Annotated in this window: 21 protein-coding genes; 8 read left to right on the forward strand and 13 right to left on the reverse strand. The window is 36.5% G+C overall.

Annotated features, from left to right (window positions below):
• Window positions 1-7: 7 nt before the first annotated feature.
• Complete coding sequence (gene queC, locus ACZ5EP_RS03525) at window positions 8-676, reverse strand: 7-cyano-7-deazaguanine synthase QueC (RefSeq protein WP_127680105.1); 669 nt, start codon at window positions 674-676, stop codon at window positions 8-10.
• 172 nt (window positions 677-848) lie between these two features.
• Between queC and ybeY the strand changes: the two genes are divergently transcribed.
• Window positions 849-1,268: an rRNA maturation RNase YbeY gene (gene ybeY / locus ACZ5EP_RS03530; RefSeq protein ID WP_464509461.1), complete on the forward strand. Its 420-nt coding sequence runs from the start codon at window positions 849-851 to the stop codon at window positions 1,266-1,268.
• Here the strand turns inward: ybeY and ACZ5EP_RS03535 are convergent.
• Genes ACZ5EP_RS03535 through ppk2 form a run of 5 tightly spaced genes read right to left on the reverse strand, consistent with a single transcriptional unit; the run spans window position 1,265 to window position 5,528 of the window.
• Window positions 1,265-2,497, reverse strand: a complete 1,233-nt coding sequence (locus ACZ5EP_RS03535) for an RNA polymerase factor sigma-54 (RefSeq protein ID WP_127680100.1) — start codon at window positions 2,495-2,497, stop codon at window positions 1,265-1,267. The genes ybeY and ACZ5EP_RS03535 overlap by 4 nt on opposite strands.
• Entirely contained in the window at window positions 2,494-3,213 is a 720-nt protein-coding gene (gene lptB / locus ACZ5EP_RS03540) for an LPS export ABC transporter ATP-binding protein (protein ID WP_127680098.1), read from the reverse strand. Before lptB ends, ACZ5EP_RS03535 begins: the two co-directional genes overlap by 4 nt.
• Window positions 3,201-3,617 carry a tRNA (adenosine(37)-N6)-threonylcarbamoyltransferase complex ATPase subunit type 1 TsaE gene (gene tsaE, locus ACZ5EP_RS03545; protein ID WP_464509462.1) on the reverse strand — a complete coding sequence of 139 codons (417 nt, stop codon included), beginning with the start codon at window positions 3,615-3,617 and terminating at the stop codon, window positions 3,201-3,203. The genes lptB and tsaE overlap by 13 nt, the downstream gene beginning before the upstream one ends.
• 2 nt (window positions 3,618-3,619) lie before the next feature.
• Window positions 3,620-4,603, reverse strand: coding sequence for an anthranilate phosphoribosyltransferase (gene trpD / locus ACZ5EP_RS03550; RefSeq protein WP_464509463.1), 984 nt, complete (start codon window positions 4,601-4,603; stop codon window positions 3,620-3,622).
• Window positions 4,604-4,622: 19 nt separating this feature from the next.
• Window positions 4,623-5,528, reverse strand: coding sequence for a polyphosphate kinase 2 (ppk2, locus tag ACZ5EP_RS03555; protein WP_464509464.1), 906 nt, complete (start codon window positions 5,526-5,528; stop codon window positions 4,623-4,625).
• A 74-nt stretch (window positions 5,529-5,602) separates the two neighbouring features.
• On the opposite strand from ppk2, the gene ACZ5EP_RS03560 reads away from it, so the two are divergent.
• On the forward strand, window positions 5,603-6,265 hold the full coding sequence (locus ACZ5EP_RS03560) for a ParA family protein (RefSeq protein ID WP_464509465.1): 663 nt from the start codon (window positions 5,603-5,605) through the stop codon (window positions 6,263-6,265).
• Here ACZ5EP_RS03560 and ACZ5EP_RS03565 read toward each other — a convergent pair.
• From ACZ5EP_RS03565 to ACZ5EP_RS03585, 5 genes are all read right to left on the reverse strand, one after another.
• Window positions 6,262-6,723, reverse strand: a complete 462-nt coding sequence (locus tag ACZ5EP_RS03565; protein ID WP_127680088.1) for a nucleoside deaminase — start codon at window positions 6,721-6,723, stop codon at window positions 6,262-6,264. The two genes, ACZ5EP_RS03560 and ACZ5EP_RS03565, sit on opposite strands and share 4 nt — an antisense overlap.
• Window positions 6,723-7,586, reverse strand: coding sequence for a polyprenyl synthetase family protein (locus tag ACZ5EP_RS03570; protein ID WP_464509466.1), 864 nt, complete (start codon window positions 7,584-7,586; stop codon window positions 6,723-6,725). Before ACZ5EP_RS03570 ends, ACZ5EP_RS03565 begins: the two co-directional genes overlap by 1 nt.
• Window positions 7,583-7,966, reverse strand: coding sequence for a hypothetical protein (locus tag ACZ5EP_RS03575; RefSeq protein WP_464509467.1), 384 nt, complete (start codon window positions 7,964-7,966; stop codon window positions 7,583-7,585). Before ACZ5EP_RS03575 ends, ACZ5EP_RS03570 begins: the two co-directional genes overlap by 4 nt.
• Entirely contained in the window at window positions 7,959-8,222 is a 264-nt protein-coding gene (locus tag ACZ5EP_RS03580) for a DUF2018 family protein (protein ID WP_464509468.1), read from the reverse strand. Before ACZ5EP_RS03580 ends, ACZ5EP_RS03575 begins: the two co-directional genes overlap by 8 nt.
• A gap of 139 nt (window positions 8,223-8,361) precedes the next feature.
• The gene (locus ACZ5EP_RS03585) at window positions 8,362-8,793 is read right to left on the reverse strand and encodes a phosphoribosylaminoimidazolecarboxamide formyltransferase (protein WP_464509469.1); all 432 of its coding nucleotides are present in this window, start codon (window positions 8,791-8,793) and stop codon (window positions 8,362-8,364) included.
• A 121-nt stretch (window positions 8,794-8,914) separates the two neighbouring features.
• Between ACZ5EP_RS03585 and ACZ5EP_RS03590 the strand changes: the two genes are divergently transcribed.
• Both ACZ5EP_RS03590 and ACZ5EP_RS03595 read left to right on the forward strand, forming a co-directional pair.
• The gene (locus ACZ5EP_RS03590; protein ID WP_464509470.1) at window positions 8,915-9,316 is read left to right on the forward strand and encodes a rhodanese-like domain-containing protein; all 402 of its coding nucleotides are present in this window, start codon (window positions 8,915-8,917) and stop codon (window positions 9,314-9,316) included.
• 9 nt (window positions 9,317-9,325) lie between these two features.
• Window positions 9,326-10,084 (forward strand): sulfite exporter TauE/SafE family protein, encoded by a 759-nt coding sequence (locus tag ACZ5EP_RS03595; RefSeq protein ID WP_464509471.1) that lies wholly within the window; start codon window positions 9,326-9,328, stop codon window positions 10,082-10,084.
• Here the strand turns inward: ACZ5EP_RS03595 and ACZ5EP_RS03600 are convergent.
• A complete protein-coding gene (locus ACZ5EP_RS03600; protein ID WP_127680073.1) occupies window positions 10,081-10,959 on the reverse strand; it encodes a LysR family transcriptional regulator in 879 nt (292 codons plus the stop codon). The genes ACZ5EP_RS03595 and ACZ5EP_RS03600 overlap by 4 nt on opposite strands.
• A gap of 99 nt (window positions 10,960-11,058) precedes the next feature.
• On the opposite strand from ACZ5EP_RS03600, the gene ACZ5EP_RS03605 reads away from it, so the two are divergent.
• Window positions 11,059-12,210 (forward strand): TDT family transporter, encoded by a 1,152-nt coding sequence (locus tag ACZ5EP_RS03605; protein ID WP_464509472.1) that lies wholly within the window; start codon window positions 11,059-11,061, stop codon window positions 12,208-12,210.
• Here the strand turns inward: ACZ5EP_RS03605 and purH are convergent.
• A complete protein-coding gene (gene purH / locus ACZ5EP_RS03610) occupies window positions 12,207-13,721 on the reverse strand; it encodes a bifunctional phosphoribosylaminoimidazolecarboxamide formyltransferase/IMP cyclohydrolase (protein WP_464509474.1) in 1,515 nt (504 codons plus the stop codon). The two genes, ACZ5EP_RS03605 and purH, sit on opposite strands and share 4 nt — an antisense overlap.
• 51 nt (window positions 13,722-13,772) lie before the next feature.
• On the opposite strand from purH, the gene ACZ5EP_RS03615 reads away from it, so the two are divergent.
• From ACZ5EP_RS03615 to ACZ5EP_RS03625, 3 genes are read left to right on the forward strand one after another with little or no spacing between them, the layout of a single operon-like run.
• On the forward strand, window positions 13,773-14,363 hold the full coding sequence (locus ACZ5EP_RS03615; RefSeq protein ID WP_127680067.1) for a lipoyl protein ligase domain-containing protein: 591 nt from the start codon (window positions 13,773-13,775) through the stop codon (window positions 14,361-14,363).
• A complete protein-coding gene (locus ACZ5EP_RS03620; protein WP_464509475.1) occupies window positions 14,332-15,147 on the forward strand; it encodes a lipoyl synthase in 816 nt (271 codons plus the stop codon). Before ACZ5EP_RS03615 ends, ACZ5EP_RS03620 begins: the two co-directional genes overlap by 32 nt.
• 9 nt (window positions 15,148-15,156) lie before the next feature.
• The gene (locus ACZ5EP_RS03625) at window positions 15,157-16,116 is read left to right on the forward strand and encodes a 6-phosphofructokinase (protein ID WP_127680063.1); all 960 of its coding nucleotides are present in this window, start codon (window positions 15,157-15,159) and stop codon (window positions 16,114-16,116) included.
• Window positions 16,117-16,122 lie beyond the last annotated feature (6 nt).

The raw sequence follows: 16,122 nt of genomic DNA on the forward strand, positions 1-16,122 counted from the left end.
GTTTTTATTATTTTGTTTTATAAGGTATAGGGTCTTTGCTTCCGGCTTTTTCAAATCCTTTGAGCCTGAGTCTGCAGCTGTCGCACACCCCGCATGCTTCGTCTTCGTATTTATAACAGCTCCAGGTAAGATTCAGAGGCACTCCGTATTCTATTGCGGTTTTTACAATATCTTCTTTTTTAAGATGCACAAGAGGCGTTTTTATTTCTATTTTCGTTTCGGGTTTTGTTCCGGAATTAATAGCATTTTGCATATTTTGTATAAAATCTTCCCTGCAGTCCGGATACCCGCTGGAGTCCTCTTCTACTACACCGATATATATGGCGTCTGCTCCTTCTTTCTCCGCTATTGCCGCTGCTATGGAAAGAAAAATACCGTTTCTAAAAGGCACGTATGTTACAGGAATACCGGGTTTGACCCCGTCAACAGGAACATCAATATTCTCATCCACAAGAGCGCTGGCGCCTATCTGCTTAAAAAACGGTATATCGATTATATATCTGTTATCCAGATTTAAATAATCGCATATGTCGTTAAAGGCTTTAAGCTCTCTTTTTTCGGTTCTCTGCCCGTAATTAAAGTGCACGGGAATTATCTCGTAACCTTCGCTTTTTGCTATAAACGCCGCAGTCGTGGAATCCATACCGCCGCTTAATATGACTACCGCTTTTTTCATTTGCCGCCTTTTCTTGAATTTTGCATAAAATTATTTTGAGAAAACATCTGCAACGTTACGGTCGAAATCTATGATTTCGGGTACCGTAGTGAAGCCGTTTGAAAAAAATAATTCTTATGAAAATTTTTAATCAATAATTTTTTATTATAATTTTACTAAAAAAGGCTCCTTAATGATAGATTTCGACAACAGAACGTCTTACGAATTTGATACAAATAAACTAAACGATATTTACAATTTGCTCACAGACAGAGATATCGAGCTTATTTTAACAGACGATGATGAAATAAAAGAAATAAACAGACAGTTCAGAAACAAGGACAAAGCAACGGACGTACTCAGCTTTCCTCTTGAAGATATGCCTGGTATGCCGCTTGGCAGTATTGTAATTTCAATAGACACGGCAAAAAAAGGCGCAGAAGAGTTCGGTCATGACACAGATGATGAAATCAAACTGCTTTTTTTACACGGACTTTTACATCTTTTGGGATACGATCACGAAACAGACAATGGAGAAATGAGAAAAAAAGAAGAAGAAATTATTAAAAAACTGAACCTTCCAGCAAGTCTTATAATTAGAAACGAAGATTAAAAGCTTATTTCGCCTCCGACTTTATAAATTCTTTTTCTTTCCCTGCTTGTCGGGATTTTAAGCTGATCCCTGTATTTGGATATCGTACGTCTTACGAGGTTCAAATTATATTTCTGATTAATAATTTCAGTTAGTTTGTCATCGCTTAAAGGTTTGTTTTTGTCTTCGTTTTTTATAAGGCTTTTTATTTCTTCTTTAATCTGATTGGAAGAAGTATCTTCGTCAAGCGCTACCGAGAAAAAGTTTTTTAAAGGAATTATACCTCTGTCACAAAGAAGATATTTATTTGAAATCGCCCTGCTTATCGTAGAAGGCGCATATTCAAGTTCATCTGCGAGGTCTTTAATTTTCATAGGTTTTATAATCCCGCCCTGAAAAAACTCATACTGAAGCTCCACTATCATAAGAGCTATTTTTTTAAGAGTGGCTTTTCTCATTTCAAGCGCATCTATTATATTTCTCGCTTCTTTAAACTTTTCTTTTGAAAAACTGTTTTTATTTTCCGGATCTTTTACGTTTATTTCCGGATAATGCTCGTCGTTTATTCTTATTTCCAGCTCCCCGTCAATATTTAAAACTATAATTTCAGGTATTATTTCCTCATCTTTAATATACTCCATGGCCGGAACGACTTTGAGCTGTTTGATAATTTTCATGGCTTCTTGATACTTAGGCTCCTCCGTAAATTTGTCTATTCTTTCAAGATACATTATCATCTCTGTTGCCAGTTTGTAAACGTCTTCAGGCATATCAATGTTTTGAAGCTGAAAATACATGCTTTCTTTTAAATCCTTTGCTCCGACGCCTGCGGGGTTTAGATACATAAATCTTTCTCTGATTTTTCTGACCTTCTCACTGTCGACACCGAGCCTTTTTGCTATTTCCTTCTCATCCCCTTCAAAAAACCCTTCGCTGTTAATGTCTTCTATTATTTCATACGCAATTTTTTTAGATTTTTCGGTCGGAAAAAGATTGGATTCTTCAATCTGTTTAAGCAGCGCTTCATACAGCGTTTCTTCACTGAGTGTCAAAGCTTCTATTTCATCGGCGTTTGCGTTTTTCAAATTACTGACGGTAACAAATCTTTTATTTCTGACTTCAATATACGGATTTTCTTTGCTTATTTCTTTTATTTCTTCAAAAAGCTCGTCAACACCGGCTTTTAGTATAGGCAAAAAACCGAGAAGTTTTGTGGAAAGTTTGTTTGTTACTTTTGTCTTTAACTTCATAGTTTAAAATCTTCCCCCAAATAAGATTTTTTTACTTCCGGATGATTAACGATATGTTCGGCGTCTCCGTGTGTTAAAATCATACCGTCTTTTAACACATATGCCCTGTGGCATATGGAAAGGGTTTCTCTGACGTTATGATCGGTGATAATTACACCGATATTTTCTTTAGCCAGCAGTTCTACGAGATTTTTAATATCATTAACGTTTACGGGGTCGACACCGGCAAACGGTTCGTCCAAAAACAGAAATTTAGGTTTGGGTACAAGCGCTCTGGCAATCTCAACCCTTCTTCTTTCCCCTCCGCTGAGATTTATTCCTTTTCTTTTTCTTATAGGCTCAATATTGAATTTTTCAAGCAGATCTTCAACTATTTCGTTTTGAGTTTTCTTATCATAATACTGTTCGGCCACTATATAAAGATTGTCCTCAACACTTAGATCCCTGAATACCGAACTCTCCTGAGGAAGATATCCTATACCGAGCCTCGCTTTTTTATGCAGAGGCAGTTTCGTAATATCTTTACCGTCCATCAGAACCCTGCCCTCATCAGGCTGTAAAAGACCGCAGATAAGATAAAACGAAGTCGTTTTCCCTGCACCGTTCGGACCGAGCAGTCCTACAACTTCTCCTCTTCTTACATTTAGGGAAACGCCTTTTATTATAAGTGTTTTTTTAAATGCTTTTTTTAAATTTTCCGCAACTAATTTAGACATTCATACACCCTTTTATTACCGTCTATCGTAATTTTTATTTTCAAATAATCAAGTCCGTACGTTTTTAAAACTTCTTCAAGCCCTTCTCCCCATTCCAGAAAATGCCATCCGTCTTTTTCCAGCTCTTCAAGCATCCCGAGAGCCAAAAACTCCCCGCTTCCCTTGTTATACAAGTCATAATGGTATACAGTGTCGGCGTATATATTCTGAATAGCGAATGTAGGAGATGTAACAGTGTCGTTTAACCCTTCGTTCTTTACAAACTCCTTAACAAGCGTTGTTTTTCCGCTTCCGAGCGTTCCGCTGAGGATTACAATATTTTTACCGCTCTTTTTTATACATTCCGTAACTTTATTCAAATCTTCTAAACTGTTTACCTCTATTTTCAATTCTCCATTCTCCATTTTCAATTCAGTTTATTGCTGATTTCAATAATTTTTTCAAGATGTTTCAACGCTTTTCCGCTGTCTATAACCTCAGCGGCCATAGCTGTACCGTCTTCCATCGAATTAACCTTGCCGTCTACATATAATGCCGCTGCGGCGTTTAACAGTACGGCTTTTCTTTTGTCGTCTTTTATCTCACCGCTTAAGATTCCTCTGGTGATCTTCGCATTTTCCGGGGCGTCTCCTCCTATAAGATTTTCTTTCCTGCCTTTAAGACCGAAACTTTCCGGTCTGATAAGCATGTCTTTAAGAGTGATACCGTTATAATAAACGGCTTTTGTAGGTTCTTCCACGCTTATTTCATCCATTCCGTCTAAAGAGCTTACGACCATAGCGCTTTTTACGTCCATTAAACTGAGCGCCGCTGCGATTTTTTCAACAAAATCCGGTGAAAAAACGCCTAAAAGATATTTTCTGACCCCTGCAGGATTGGTCAGCGGACCTAAAATATTGAATATTGTTCTGTGAGGCAGGGATTTTCTTATCGGCATAATATATTTCATTGCAGGATGATGGTTAATCGCAAATATAAACGTAAATCCGACCTCTTCCAACATTTTCACCTGATTTTCCGGGCTCAAATTCAGATTGATTCCGAGAGCTTCAAGCATGTCGGCGCTTCCTGATTTGGAAGTTATGCTTCTGTTTCCGTGTTTAGCGACATAGCTCCCTGCCGCCGCTAATAATAAAGCCGTTGTGGATGATATATTAAAGCTGTTGGATTTGTCTCCTCCCGTTCCGACTACGTCTATTAATTTCTCCCTAAGCTCTTCGCTTACCGGAAGTTTAATACTGTGTTCCCTCATTACATCCGCCGCCGCCGCAATCTCAGCTGCCTCTTCACCTTTTTCGTATAAACTTACAAGAAGATTTTTCGCTTCTTCCTCGCTTAATTCATTATTAAAAAGCTTTTCAAATTTCTCTCTCGCTTCACTGTAAATCATCAACTCTCCTTAAAATAAATTAACTAACGAATTTACCGCTTCTTATTCTATCGGCTTCCATAATTTCTATTTCCCTCGCGCCGCTGACAACTATTCCGTCATCTGGTACGTAATCAAGTTCTTCGTTTCTGTCAGGGTAGTCCACCGCATTTAAAATAACTTTCATAGCGTTAAGACGGGCTAAATGTTTGTTGTCGCTTCTTATTACCGTCCAAGGGGCGAAATGCGTATGGGTGGCTTTTAGCATTTTATATTTCATTTCTGTAAATTCATCCCATTTATCCTGTGCCTGCAGGTCTATTTCGCTGAGTTTCCACTGTCTTAAAGGATCCCTTCTTCTTTTGTCAAATCTTCTTGCCTGTTCCTCTTTTGAAATAGAAAGATAAATTTTAACCAGAATAGACCCTTCCATTACAAGAGATTTTTCAAACATAGGGACTTCCTGCATGAACGTTTCATACTGCTCAGGAGTGCAAAACCCGAAAACAGGTTCCACCATCGCCCTGTTGTACCAGCTTCTGTCAAACAGCACAACTTCTCCCCCGCGCGGCAGCTGCTCCACGTATCTCTGGAAATACCATTGTGTTTTCTGCACGTCGCTCGGCTTTCCGAGTGCCACGACCCTGTAGTGTTTTTCATTCATATATCTGACTATTCTTCTTATGGTTCCGCCCTTGCCAGCCGCGTCTCTTCCTTCAAAAAGAACAACCATTCTTTTTTGATTGTCTTCAAGATATTTTTGCATTTTAATCAGCTCGGCCTGGTAAGGCTTTAATTCCTGCTCCTGTAAATATTTTCTTATAGCTTTTTTATTTACTTTTTTTAAATCGACATATTCGTTTATAAGATCGTTAAGGGGCATCTTTTTATTCCCGACAAGTACGTATTCCGGATTTTGCAGTTCGTTTATATTTATCTCTTTCATTTGAAACTCCGCATGCTTTTTGATATTATATCAAAAGTAAGCAATTATAAAGTGCGAATATCCGAAGGAAGAAAATGATAATATCATTATATAACATCAAAGGGGGCGTGGGTAAAACATCCACATCAGTAAATCTTGCAAGTGTTGCTTCAAAAAGAGGCAAAACGCTTCTTTGGGATTTGGATATTCAGGGAGCCAGCAGTTATTTTTTCAATAAAAAACCCAAAAAAAGATATATATTTCAAAAACCGGCGGAAAAAATAATAAAAGCCACCCAATATGAAAACATAGATATAATTCCAGCGGATACCAAACTTGAAAAATACAAAAACGAAATGAAGGATCTTTTAAGTATCCTGAAAAAAAGATACGATTTTATCATTTTAGACGCGCCTGCCACACTTAACCAGCTGACAAGAGACCTTCTTAAAAATTCGGATATCATTATTGTACCCGTGCTTCCGAATATACTTTCCCTCAGAACATACAACCAGATACTTAAAACGAAACTCGCAAAAAACATAAAACTGTTCGTAAACGGCTATGAAAACAAACCCGCACATAAAAAAATAATCCAGACAATACTTAAACTGCCTAAATCTCAATATCTTAACACCTATATACCTAAAAGCGACATTATTGAATCAATGTCGTTTGAAAAGATGAGCGTCGTAGAAAGATTTCCACATTCTCAAGAGGCGAAAAGATATGAAAAACTTTTTAACGAAATAGTTTAATAAGGGACTTTATCCTTTTTATTGTACCACTCTTTAAAAACTTCCAGACATTCGTCCCTGTATTTCTGTATAAATTCAACATTGTCTTCAGTTTTGCCCTGTATAATGTCATAAATCAGACTGTCGTCAAAACCTATCTCGGCTGCGTCTTTTCTTGTCGCTCCGTAAACAACCTTGTCTAACCTGGCCCAGTGTATCGCACCGAAACACATAGGACAAGGTTCGGCCGTTACATATAAAACACACCCTTTTAAAGAAAAATCGTTTAAATTCCTGCTTGCGTCTCTTATGGCCTGAATTTCGGCGTGTGCAGTCGGATCTTTAAGACCCACTACCTGATTATGGCCTCTTCCGACTATTTTTCCGTCTTTTACTATTACGGCTCCAAAAGGGCCTCCGTCCCCGGACTCTACACCTTTTTTGGCTTCTTTGAGAGCTTCAAGCATAAATTTATACATTAAAACTCCCTCTCAACCACTTTTTTTGCAATAACGTCCAATGCCGCTATATTATATTCTTTTATCGCTTCTTTTGCCTCTTCTACAAGCTTTTTAGATTCGGTGTAACATTTTTGAATAATTCCGTTTTCTTTCATTTTATTTCTTATCCACTCTGTTTCTTCTTTTGAGAGTTTCTTTTTATAAAGACTTCTTAATTTTTCCCTGTCACTGCCGTCTAAAGATTCGAAAAGATATATATAAGGAAGTGTGGTTTTACCTTCATAAAAATCATGCATTGCCGGTTTTCCGAGTGTCTGCTCATCCTGTGTAATATCGAGCAGATCGTCTATAATCTGAAAAGCTATTCCAATGTTTTTACCGTAAAGCGCAAATTTATCGGAATCAAATCCTGCGCTGATCGCCGCCGCTTTACACGAAGCTTCTATAAGCGAAGCGGTTTTTTTATAGATCATATCCATATATTTCTGTTTGTCCAGATTGATTTCCTTGCTGAGTTTAACATCTTCAAGTTCTCCCTGAGAGAGTAAAAATACAGCGTTTGAAACAGTTTTGGCAATTTCTTTTCCGAAATCTATCAATTCGTAAAAAGCTTTTGAATATACGATATCTCCAAGCATTACAGCTGTAAAGTCTCCGTATTTTGAATTGATTGACTGAACTCCTCTTCTGCTGTCCGCTTCGTCGATTACATCATCGTGAAGAAGACTTGCAAGATGAATGGATTCTACAACAGCGGCAAGTTTATCAGCTTCGGGGTTTATAATTGTAATTAATCTGCCTCTGATTCCTTTGCCTTTTTGTATGTCTTTATATTCTTCAAATTTTTCAAACATATTGTCCATTATTTCGAAATATCTCATTTTTTACCTTTAAAATCGACTTTTACCCCGCCCCCGTTTTTTAAATATATATCGAATGTTGCTATTTTACCATTAAAATCTTTAAATTCTATATAAAAATACGGATATATCTGCTTAATTTTTGCAACGGGCACTTTAAATGTATTTAAAGGAGGATCTTTATAAAGGGTAATCTGTCTGGGAAAATTGTCATATCTGTAAAGAACGGTCAATATATCGTTAATGTAAAGGGTCCATCTGAATTTAAAAGGATAAACTTTGCCGTTGTAATAAACGTCGAAATTTGCAGTCTGATCTTTTTTAAGCTGAATCTGATGAGGAAAATTCCAAAATTCAGCCAGTAATAAAACGGGGAGAAAAAAAATAAAAAGCTTATTCATTTTTCGTAAGTATATTTGACATTGTGTGAATATACAAATCTGTTTCCACCTCTTCAAGCTCAGAGCTTCTGTTAAAAACTATTTCGTTAATTTTCTGATCCACCTCGTCGCCTAAACACTCTTCAGCTATTATTTCAAGCGCCGCAAGTCTTTTAAATACGTCTTCAAGCTCTTCGATTACCAGGTTTCTGTTTGCGTGGTATACTATTTCAAAAAATTTATCTTTAGGACTTTTGCTTTCGTCAAACCAATCCATCATATCTCCTTTTTTGGCGCAATTTATCATAAAATAACAATTTTTGCAAGAACAAATCTTTCATTTCAACATGAAAACGGTTCACTAAAACAAAACCGCCCGTTGTTATAATTTCGAAAATAACAGCCCGTTTATGTCTCTATACTAGTGTAAGAAGCTTTTCTTCAATCTCTTTTATCTCTTTTTCATCCAGTTCAGACTCGATATTTTGTATAAAAAGCCCTTTTTCTTTTTTAAGGTAAGCTCTTAATATTTCATCAAAATCGTCAAATTTCAAAAAAGCGTCCATTGAATTTTCTTTTGATTTTAATACGATAAAATCAAGCATTCTGAACAATATGTCCCTTACAAGCAGATTTTCTTTTACAAGATGTTCGGTTTTCGGATTTGTTCCAACGGAATGAATCTGAAGATTAAAATGATATTCGATTTCTTCTTTCATATTTTTTGCCAGTTCTTCCAGTTCTTCAAAAAAAGCATTCTGCCCGGGAATAAAATTGTCTCTCAAAAACTCCATTTTTTTATAAATTTCTTTTATATCTTTCTGATGCTCTATAATCGGTGCAAGCATTTCTTTCCTTTTAATCAAAATTGAAGTCATATAAATAATATTTATTATTATATTGAAAAAATTTAATTTATCAAATAAAAAAAATATCATTAAAATTTCGAAAAATTTTTAAGGAGCGTATATGGAAAATATGGATTTGATACTGTTAAATAAAATCAACGAGCATTTCAAACATTTCGACCAGGAGTTTTTAAAACTTAAACCCTGCAGAATTAAAGTGGAAGAAGTAATTGAAAAAATCAAAAACGACGAAAAAATACTTATTTTAGATATCAGAACCGAATACGAAACTTCTCTGGTAGGATATACATACAAAAATACTTTAAATATACCTTTAAATAAACTGTTTGAAGAAGAAAACATAGAAAAACTACTTCAGTATAAAGACCATACAATAATAGTAAGCTGTCACAGCGGAGCCAGAACTATCGTAGCTACAGCGTTTTTACATCTTTTAGGCATTGAAAACTCAAAATCCCTTGAAGGCGGAATTGCAGCGTTTGCAGACGCAGTGAAACCGTAAGGAGAAAATATGGAAACATACATTCTGACGGTTTTCAGCGGATTGCTCTCCGGCCTCGCCCTCGGACTGACCGGCGGAGGGGGTTCTATACTGGCGGTACCGCTACTGGTCTACCTTGTAGGAGAAAATATACATCTGGCTATTGTAACGTCTCTGATTGCCGTAGGAGCCACATCTTTAATTTCATCGATTACATATATGAAAGATAATCTTGTACGTTTTAAAACGGCGTTTTTAATGGCAGCTCCGGGACTTCTGAGCACTTATCTGGGCTCACTCGTAAACAGACACCTTAACGGTCATCTTCTGCTTGTTCTGTTTTCGTTTTTAATGTTTTACATCGGCTACAGAATGACCAAAAAAAGAAAAACGCCTGAAAAAACACTCCAGAAAAAAAATTATTTAAAAATTATCGTTTTGGGCTTTATTGTAGGATTTGCCAGCGGACTTTTCGGTGTAGGAGGAGGGTTTTTACTCGTTCCGGCTTTGTATATGGGTGCAAATCTGAGTATGAAAGAATCAGTCGGAACATCTTTATTTATTATTTTTCTGTTCGGACTTTTCGGAATGACAAGTTATATATTACAGCACAGAGAGGTTAATTTCCTTATCAGCGCCGTTTTCGTTATAGGAGGAACGCTTGGAGGTTTTATTGGTGCAAAAATAGGAGAAAATCTTAATCAGGAAAAATTAAGACTGATATTCGCTTATTTTACGATGGCTATGGCGGTATTTATATTTTTGGAAAACATTTTCAAACTGATTTAATTTTTATGACCGGATTTGATACATTTTATAAATTCGTTTAAAAGTTTGCTTTTATATTTATTTTTATGATAAACAATATAAAAATTTCTTTTTAAATCTATATTTTTCACCTTTATTTCAAAGAGCTTTTTTTCTTTCAGCTCTTTTTTAACAGCATATTCGGAAATGCAGGTTACCATATCGCTGTCTTTAAGCAGAAAGTTTTTAATTTCGTCAAACTCGCTGCATTCCAAAAACAGATTTATATCTTTTTTAAGTTCGCCCAGAGCCTTTATAAACATTTCTCTGGTACCCGATCCTTTCTCCCTTAAAATCCACTTTTTATCAAAAAGCGTATCGATAAACACCTCTTTGTTTGAAAGTTTTTCATTGCTGCTTACTATAATCAGTTTATCGCTGCCTATTTTTTCTTTGATTATATCTATTTCGTTTATTTCAGTCTCAATAATACCCAAATCGATTTCGCCGTTATTAATCATCTGTATAATCTGCGAAGAGTTTCTTATAAAATGCGATATTTTAACGTCTTTGTATTTATTAAGAAATCTGATAATAAGCTCAGGCATTAAAAAATTTCCGAAACTTTTGCTCGTTACTATTTTTAAATGTCCGGATATTTTGTTTTTGTCAAACATTTTCTCAGCATCAGTAAGAGCTTCGTAACAAAAAACCGTTTCTTCGTAAAACCTTCTTCCGTATTCGTTTAATACGACTTTTTTGCCTATTCTTTCAAACAGTTTTTCACCGACACTGTTTTCAAGTGATTTAATAGCCAGTGAAACCGCTGACTGTGTTATCCCAAGCTCTTTTGCCGTTTTTCCCATATGATTGTATTTGGCAAGTTTATAAAATATTTCAAGTTCTTTGAGGGTCATATTAAGCCTTATTTGTTTTTTTTATTATTATATTAAATTTTATAAATTTTTTAAATTAAATTCATTTAACTATACTCTCAAAAAATAAAAAGGAGCATAATGAAACCGTTTAAGCACAAGAATCTCAAAGAAATAGTCAAAAATTTTACACCCAACTGGTTTACCCTGAATATGGGTACCGGAATTTCGTTTTTAATTATGCACAACACTAGAATAAATTTTCCGTATGAAAATATTATTCTTAAAAGTTTCTGGGTTATGGACATATTCTTTTTTCTGTTATTTTCCATACTGTTTTTAAGCAGAATTATATTTTTTCCCGAAACAGTCAAACTTATGCTTAAACATCCCGTCCAGTCTATGTTTTTAGGTGCTGTTCCTATGGGACTGGTGCCTATACTGGAAGGTTTTACCGTTTTTAAAGTTAATCTGCCGGGTGTTCATTATTTAAATGTATCTCTTTTTTTATGGTGGTTTGATGCGTTTCTCGCGGTTACAATAGGACTTGGCGTCGTATTTTTAATGTTTACGATTCAAAAAGAACATTCACTCAAAAACATGACCGCGGTATGGCTTTTACCGATAGTTGCCTGCGAGGTAACGGCGTCCGCCGGAGGTTTTTTGGCACCTTATTTTAATATTCATACTGCTAAAGTTCTTATTTTTTCAAGCTATGTGTTGTGGAGTTTTTCCGTTCCTTTGGCTTTTTCGGTGCTTGTAATACTTTTTTTGAGACTGGTCACACACAAACTGCCCGACATTGCAATGGCGACGACAAGCTGGCTGACTTTGGGACCTCTTGGGACGGGCGCTCTTTCGCTGTTGCTTTTAGGTCACGCGTCAGATATAAAACTGCATGAAAATTTTGGAGAATTTTTAAACCTTTTTGGAATAATTACCGGTATTTTAATATGGGGATACGCTCTTTGGTGGTGGATTATGTCATGGCTTATTACTTTAAAATATTTTAAAGAAGGACTGCCGTTTAGTATGGGATGGTGGGCGTTTACATTCCCTGTGGGAGTATTTACCGCATCTACTTATGCAATATACAACCTTACCGGATATGAAATATTCAAAATATTAGGATACGTTTTTACCGTCCAGCTTCTGACATTCTGGTTTATCGTATTTTTTAAAACTCTGCCGGGTATATGGAGCGGATATCTGTTTAACGCCCCTTGTCTTTCAGAAGAGAGCGGACTTCCTAAAAACATGGAAGAGTGTAAAAAATTCAAAGAAAAAGACTAATGAAGGAAATGTCTTTTTCCTGTGAAATACATAGCGATTCCGGCTTCATCAGCCGCTTCTATAACTTCATCGTCTCTGATACTGCCGCCCGGCTGAATAATAGCTTTTACCCCTACTTCAGCCGCGTAATCCACGCTGTCACGGAACGGGAAGAACGCTTCACTCGCAAGTGAGCTTCCCGTAATGTCAAGTCCAAGTGATTTTGCTTTTTCAACGGCACATCTTGTTGCGTCAACCCTGCTGGTCATTCCCATACCGATTGCCACCATTTGAGAGTCTTTTACGAACACAACGCAGTTTGATTTCGTAAGAGCCGCAATTTTCCACGCCATTTCAAGATCTTTTTTATCTTCCACGCATACTTTAGTAACGCATTTAGCCTGAGCAACCTCATCTTCAGTTACTACATCCGCATCCTGGAATACAAATCCGCCTTCAATGTGTTTGAAATCCCATACATCTCCCGGAATTTCGAGTTTAGATTTTCTTAAATCGAATAGTTTGATTCTTTTTTTCTTTTCAAACACTTTAACGGCTTCATCCGTAATAGTACCGGCAATAAGCACTTCTACGAAGATTTTGTTAATTTCTTCTGCAAGCTCTTTTGTTACAACGCCGTTAACCGCTACAACCCCTCCGTAAGCACTGATTGGGTCACATTCAAGAGCTTTTTGCCATGTTGTAACAAGGTCGTCTTTTTTCGCTGCTCCGCACGGGTTTGCGTGTTTGATGATACTTATAGCGCCTTCTCCCAGACTCACCGCAATTTTTACGGCACCGTTAATGTCTGTGAGGTTATTGAAGCTCGGCTCTCCTTTTATAATGTTAAGACCTTTATAAAAATCTTCAAATTCATACAGTGCACCTCTTTGATGAGGGTTTTCACCGTATCTTGTGTTAAACACCCTCTCTCCTACGATAAATCTTTTATTCCCGAACCCGCCGTTGAATCTTTCGTTCATATAGTTTGCTATCATACTGTCGTACGCGGCTGTGTGCTCGTATGCTTTTATCATCAGATCTCTTCTGAATTCATATGTGTCATTTTTCTCTTTAAGTGCGTTTACAACATTATCGTAATCTTCCGGATCCGTTACAATAAGCACATCTTTGAAGTTTTTAGCCGCGCTTCTTACCATTGTAGGCCCGCCGATGTCGATGTTTTCGATAATTTCATCAAAATCATCCGTTCTTTGAATAGTTTCTTTAAACGGATAAAGGTTTACAGCTACCAAATCTATTCTTGTAATTCCAAGTTTCTTTGCCTCTTCGTCGTCAATCCCGCTTCTGTATAAAATTCCTCCGTGAACGTACGGATTAAGTGTTTTCACCCTTCCGCCGAAACATTCTGGAAATTTCGTAATTTCGCTGATATCGATCGCATTGATTCCGTTTTCCTGTAAAATTCTCTTAGTCCCGCCGGTTGAGATTATCTCAAATCCCAAATCTACAAGCTGTTTTGCAAAATCAACAATACCCGTTTTGTCAGACACGCTTAAAAGTGCTCTCATTAAATTATCCTTTTTTTATGAAATTTTACTATAATTTATAAAAGGAAAAAAATGAATATTATTTTCAGAGATTTAGGACTGATAAAATATGAACGCTTTTTAGAAATACAGGAAAAACTCACTCCATTAAAACAAAATATAGTTCTTTTTGCCACACATTACCCTGTTTTTACGGTCGGAATAAACGAAAAAGAAAAATTTCCTAATGCGGTTCCGGTTAAAAGAGGAGGCAGCATAACCTATTTCGACGAAGGGACTCTGATGGTCTATTTTATTTTCAGTGTAAAAAGCCCTCCTAATTTTTTTAAAAAAATAAGAAAAGTTTTGGATATGTTTTTTAAGGAGTTTGCGCTTCCCATCAAATACGACAAAACCAAGCCCGGATATTACATACAAAACAGAAAAATCGCTTCACTCGGTTTCAGCTATACAGACGGCCGATCCAATCACGGTATATCCATTCATATCAATCCCGACTTAAAAACGTTTAACACAATAAGACCCTGCAATTTAAGCAATATTAAAGCTACATCGTTGTATAATGAAGGAGTGGATATATCAATCGAAGAATCAAAAAATATTTTAAAAGAAATAATAACAGAGGTATTTAATGAAACCCAAAGTCAAAGCTCCGGCATTTGAAACAATAAAAAAAACGCTTAATATAATTGACAAATACGGCATAAACACCGTATGCTATTCTTCAAAATGTCCCAACCTTGCCGAATGTTTCGAAAGAGGTACGGCAACTTTTATGATAATGGGGTCAAAATGCACAAGAAACTGCAGGTTTTGCAACGTTACAAGCGCAAAACCTGATCCCCTTGATTATAATGAACCCGAAAAAATCGCTTCCGCCGTAAAAGATTTAGGGCTTTCATATGTAGTTATCACTTCGGTAGACAGAGACGATCTGCCGGATTACGGAAGCGGACATTTTTATAATGTTGTAGAAGAAACATACAGACAAAACCCGGATACCAAAATAGAAAGTCTTACTCCGGATTTTAACGGAGATATTAATGCGTTAAATCTGATGGTCTCTTCCGATTCTTACAAACTCGCACATAATATAGAAACAGTAAAAAGACTTCATAAGCGCTTAAAGCCCAAAAGCTCTTATTCTATGAGTCTTAAAGTGCTGGAGTACTATTCGAAATTCAAAATTACCAAATCATCAATAATTGTAGGGTTCGGAGAAACGTTTGAAGAAATCGAAGCCACTATGAAAGATCTTATAAACGCCGGGGTTTCCCAGCTTACAATAGGCCAGTATCTTCAGCCTTCAGCCAAGCATGTTTCCGTAAAAAAACATTATACGCATAAAGAATTCGAACTGCTTAAACAGATGGCCGTTTCAGCCGGGTTCAAATCGGTAGTAAGCGGACCGCTGGTCAGAAGCAGTTATTACGCAGACAAATTATAAAGGATACTCATGAATGTAGCAATTCTTACAAGCGGAGGCGACAGCAGCGGTATGAACGCCGCAATAAAAAAATTCGTAGAATATACAAAACAAAAAAACATATCTCCCTACTTTGTATATGACGGTCTTGAAGGTCTTATAGACGGGAAAATCAAATCCGCTTCGTATAAAGACGTAGCAGGAATCATATACAAAGGAGGCACCGTCATACGTTCGAGCAGAAGTAAAAGATGGTATGAAAAGAGATATAGAAAACAGGCTTATGAAAACCTCAAAAAACACCAAATAGACGCTCTTATAATTTTAGGCGGAGACGGAAGTTTTCATGCTCTTAATATTTTTTACAACGAATTCAAAATACCTTTTATGGGAATACCGGCCACCATTGACAACGATATAGCTTTAAACGAATATTCTATCGGCGTAGATACGGCCCTAAATGTAATCAGGCACGCAATTGACGAAATAAGAGACACAGCCAGCAGCTTCAGCCGTGCTTTCGTTATAGAAACAATGGGAAGGGAGTGCGGATATCTGGCACTCACAAGCGCAGTAGCCAACGGTGCGGAAATGTGTCTGATTCCCGAAATTGAATACAATCTTGAAAATCTTAAAAAAAGATATCTAAACGAAATTAAAGAAGGCCGAAATTATTTTATCTCCATAGTATCCGAAGGGCTAAAAATAACGGACAGAATAAAAAAATGGTTTGAAGAAGAAATAGGTTTTGAAAGCAGAATTACGATACTCGGCCATGTGCAAAGAGGAGGAAGCCCTACCGTTATAGAAAGACTGAGAGCAGCGGAATTTATTGTAAACGCAATTGACAGCCTGCATTCAAATCCCAACAAAATAGTAACTTTTTACAATGACAGCTTTATTTTGAGAGATTTAGAAGAAATAATAAACACAAAATATACCCTGGATAAAGAAATGGTTAAAATAGCCAAACCTTTGATGGGTCTGTAAAGGAAA

Source organism: Nautilia abyssi, assembly GCF_055388085.1.

Coding starts and splice junctions, on each gene's coding strand:
- ACZ5EP_RS03590 (WP_464509470.1), top strand. CDS start 8,915: ATGGAAAATATGGATTTGATACTGTTAAATAAAATCAACGAGCATTTC.
- ACZ5EP_RS03615 (WP_127680067.1), top strand. CDS start 13,773: ATGAATATTATTTTCAGAGATTTAGGACTGATAAAATATGAACGCTTT.
- ACZ5EP_RS03625 (WP_127680063.1), top strand. CDS start 15,157: ATGAATGTAGCAATTCTTACAAGCGGAGGCGACAGCAGCGGTATGAAC.
- trpD (WP_464509463.1), bottom strand. CDS start 4,603: ATGATTTACAGTGAAGCGAGAGAGAAATTTGAAAAGCTTTTTAATAAT.
- tsaE (WP_464509462.1), bottom strand. CDS start 3,617: ATGGAGAATGGAGAATTGAAAATAGAGGTAAACAGTTTAGAAGATTTG.
- ACZ5EP_RS03560 (WP_464509465.1), top strand. CDS start 5,603: ATGATAATATCATTATATAACATCAAAGGGGGCGTGGGTAAAACATCC.
- ACZ5EP_RS03535 (WP_127680100.1), bottom strand. CDS start 2,497: ATGAAGTTAAAGACAAAAGTAACAAACAAACTTTCCACAAAACTTCTC.
- ACZ5EP_RS03605 (WP_464509472.1), top strand. CDS start 11,059: ATGAAACCGTTTAAGCACAAGAATCTCAAAGAAATAGTCAAAAATTTT.
- purH (WP_464509474.1), bottom strand. CDS start 13,721: ATGAGAGCACTTTTAAGCGTGTCTGACAAAACGGGTATTGTTGATTTT.
- ACZ5EP_RS03595 (WP_464509471.1), top strand. CDS start 9,326: ATGGAAACATACATTCTGACGGTTTTCAGCGGATTGCTCTCCGGCCTC.
- ACZ5EP_RS03570 (WP_464509466.1), bottom strand. CDS start 7,586: ATGAGATATTTCGAAATAATGGACAATATGTTTGAAAAATTTGAAGAA.
- ybeY (WP_464509461.1), top strand. CDS start 849: ATGATAGATTTCGACAACAGAACGTCTTACGAATTTGATACAAATAAA.
- ACZ5EP_RS03585 (WP_464509469.1), bottom strand. CDS start 8,793: ATGCTTGCACCGATTATAGAGCATCAGAAAGATATAAAAGAAATTTAT.
- lptB (WP_127680098.1), bottom strand. CDS start 3,213: ATGTCTAAATTAGTTGCGGAAAATTTAAAAAAAGCATTTAAAAAAACA.
- ACZ5EP_RS03580 (WP_464509468.1), bottom strand. CDS start 8,222: ATGGATTGGTTTGACGAAAGCAAAAGTCCTAAAGATAAATTTTTTGAA.
- ACZ5EP_RS03600 (WP_127680073.1), bottom strand. CDS start 10,959: ATGACCCTCAAAGAACTTGAAATATTTTATAAACTTGCCAAATACAAT.
- ACZ5EP_RS03620 (WP_464509475.1), top strand. CDS start 14,332: ATGAAACCCAAAGTCAAAGCTCCGGCATTTGAAACAATAAAAAAAACG.
- queC (WP_127680105.1), bottom strand. CDS start 676: ATGAAAAAAGCGGTAGTCATATTAAGCGGCGGTATGGATTCCACGACT.
- ACZ5EP_RS03575 (WP_464509467.1), bottom strand. CDS start 7,966: ATGAATAAGCTTTTTATTTTTTTTCTCCCCGTTTTATTACTGGCTGAA.
- ppk2 (WP_464509464.1), bottom strand. CDS start 5,528: ATGAAAGAGATAAATATAAACGAACTGCAAAATCCGGAATACGTACTT.
- ACZ5EP_RS03565 (WP_127680088.1), bottom strand. CDS start 6,723: ATGTATAAATTTATGCTTGAAGCTCTCAAAGAAGCCAAAAAAGGTGTA.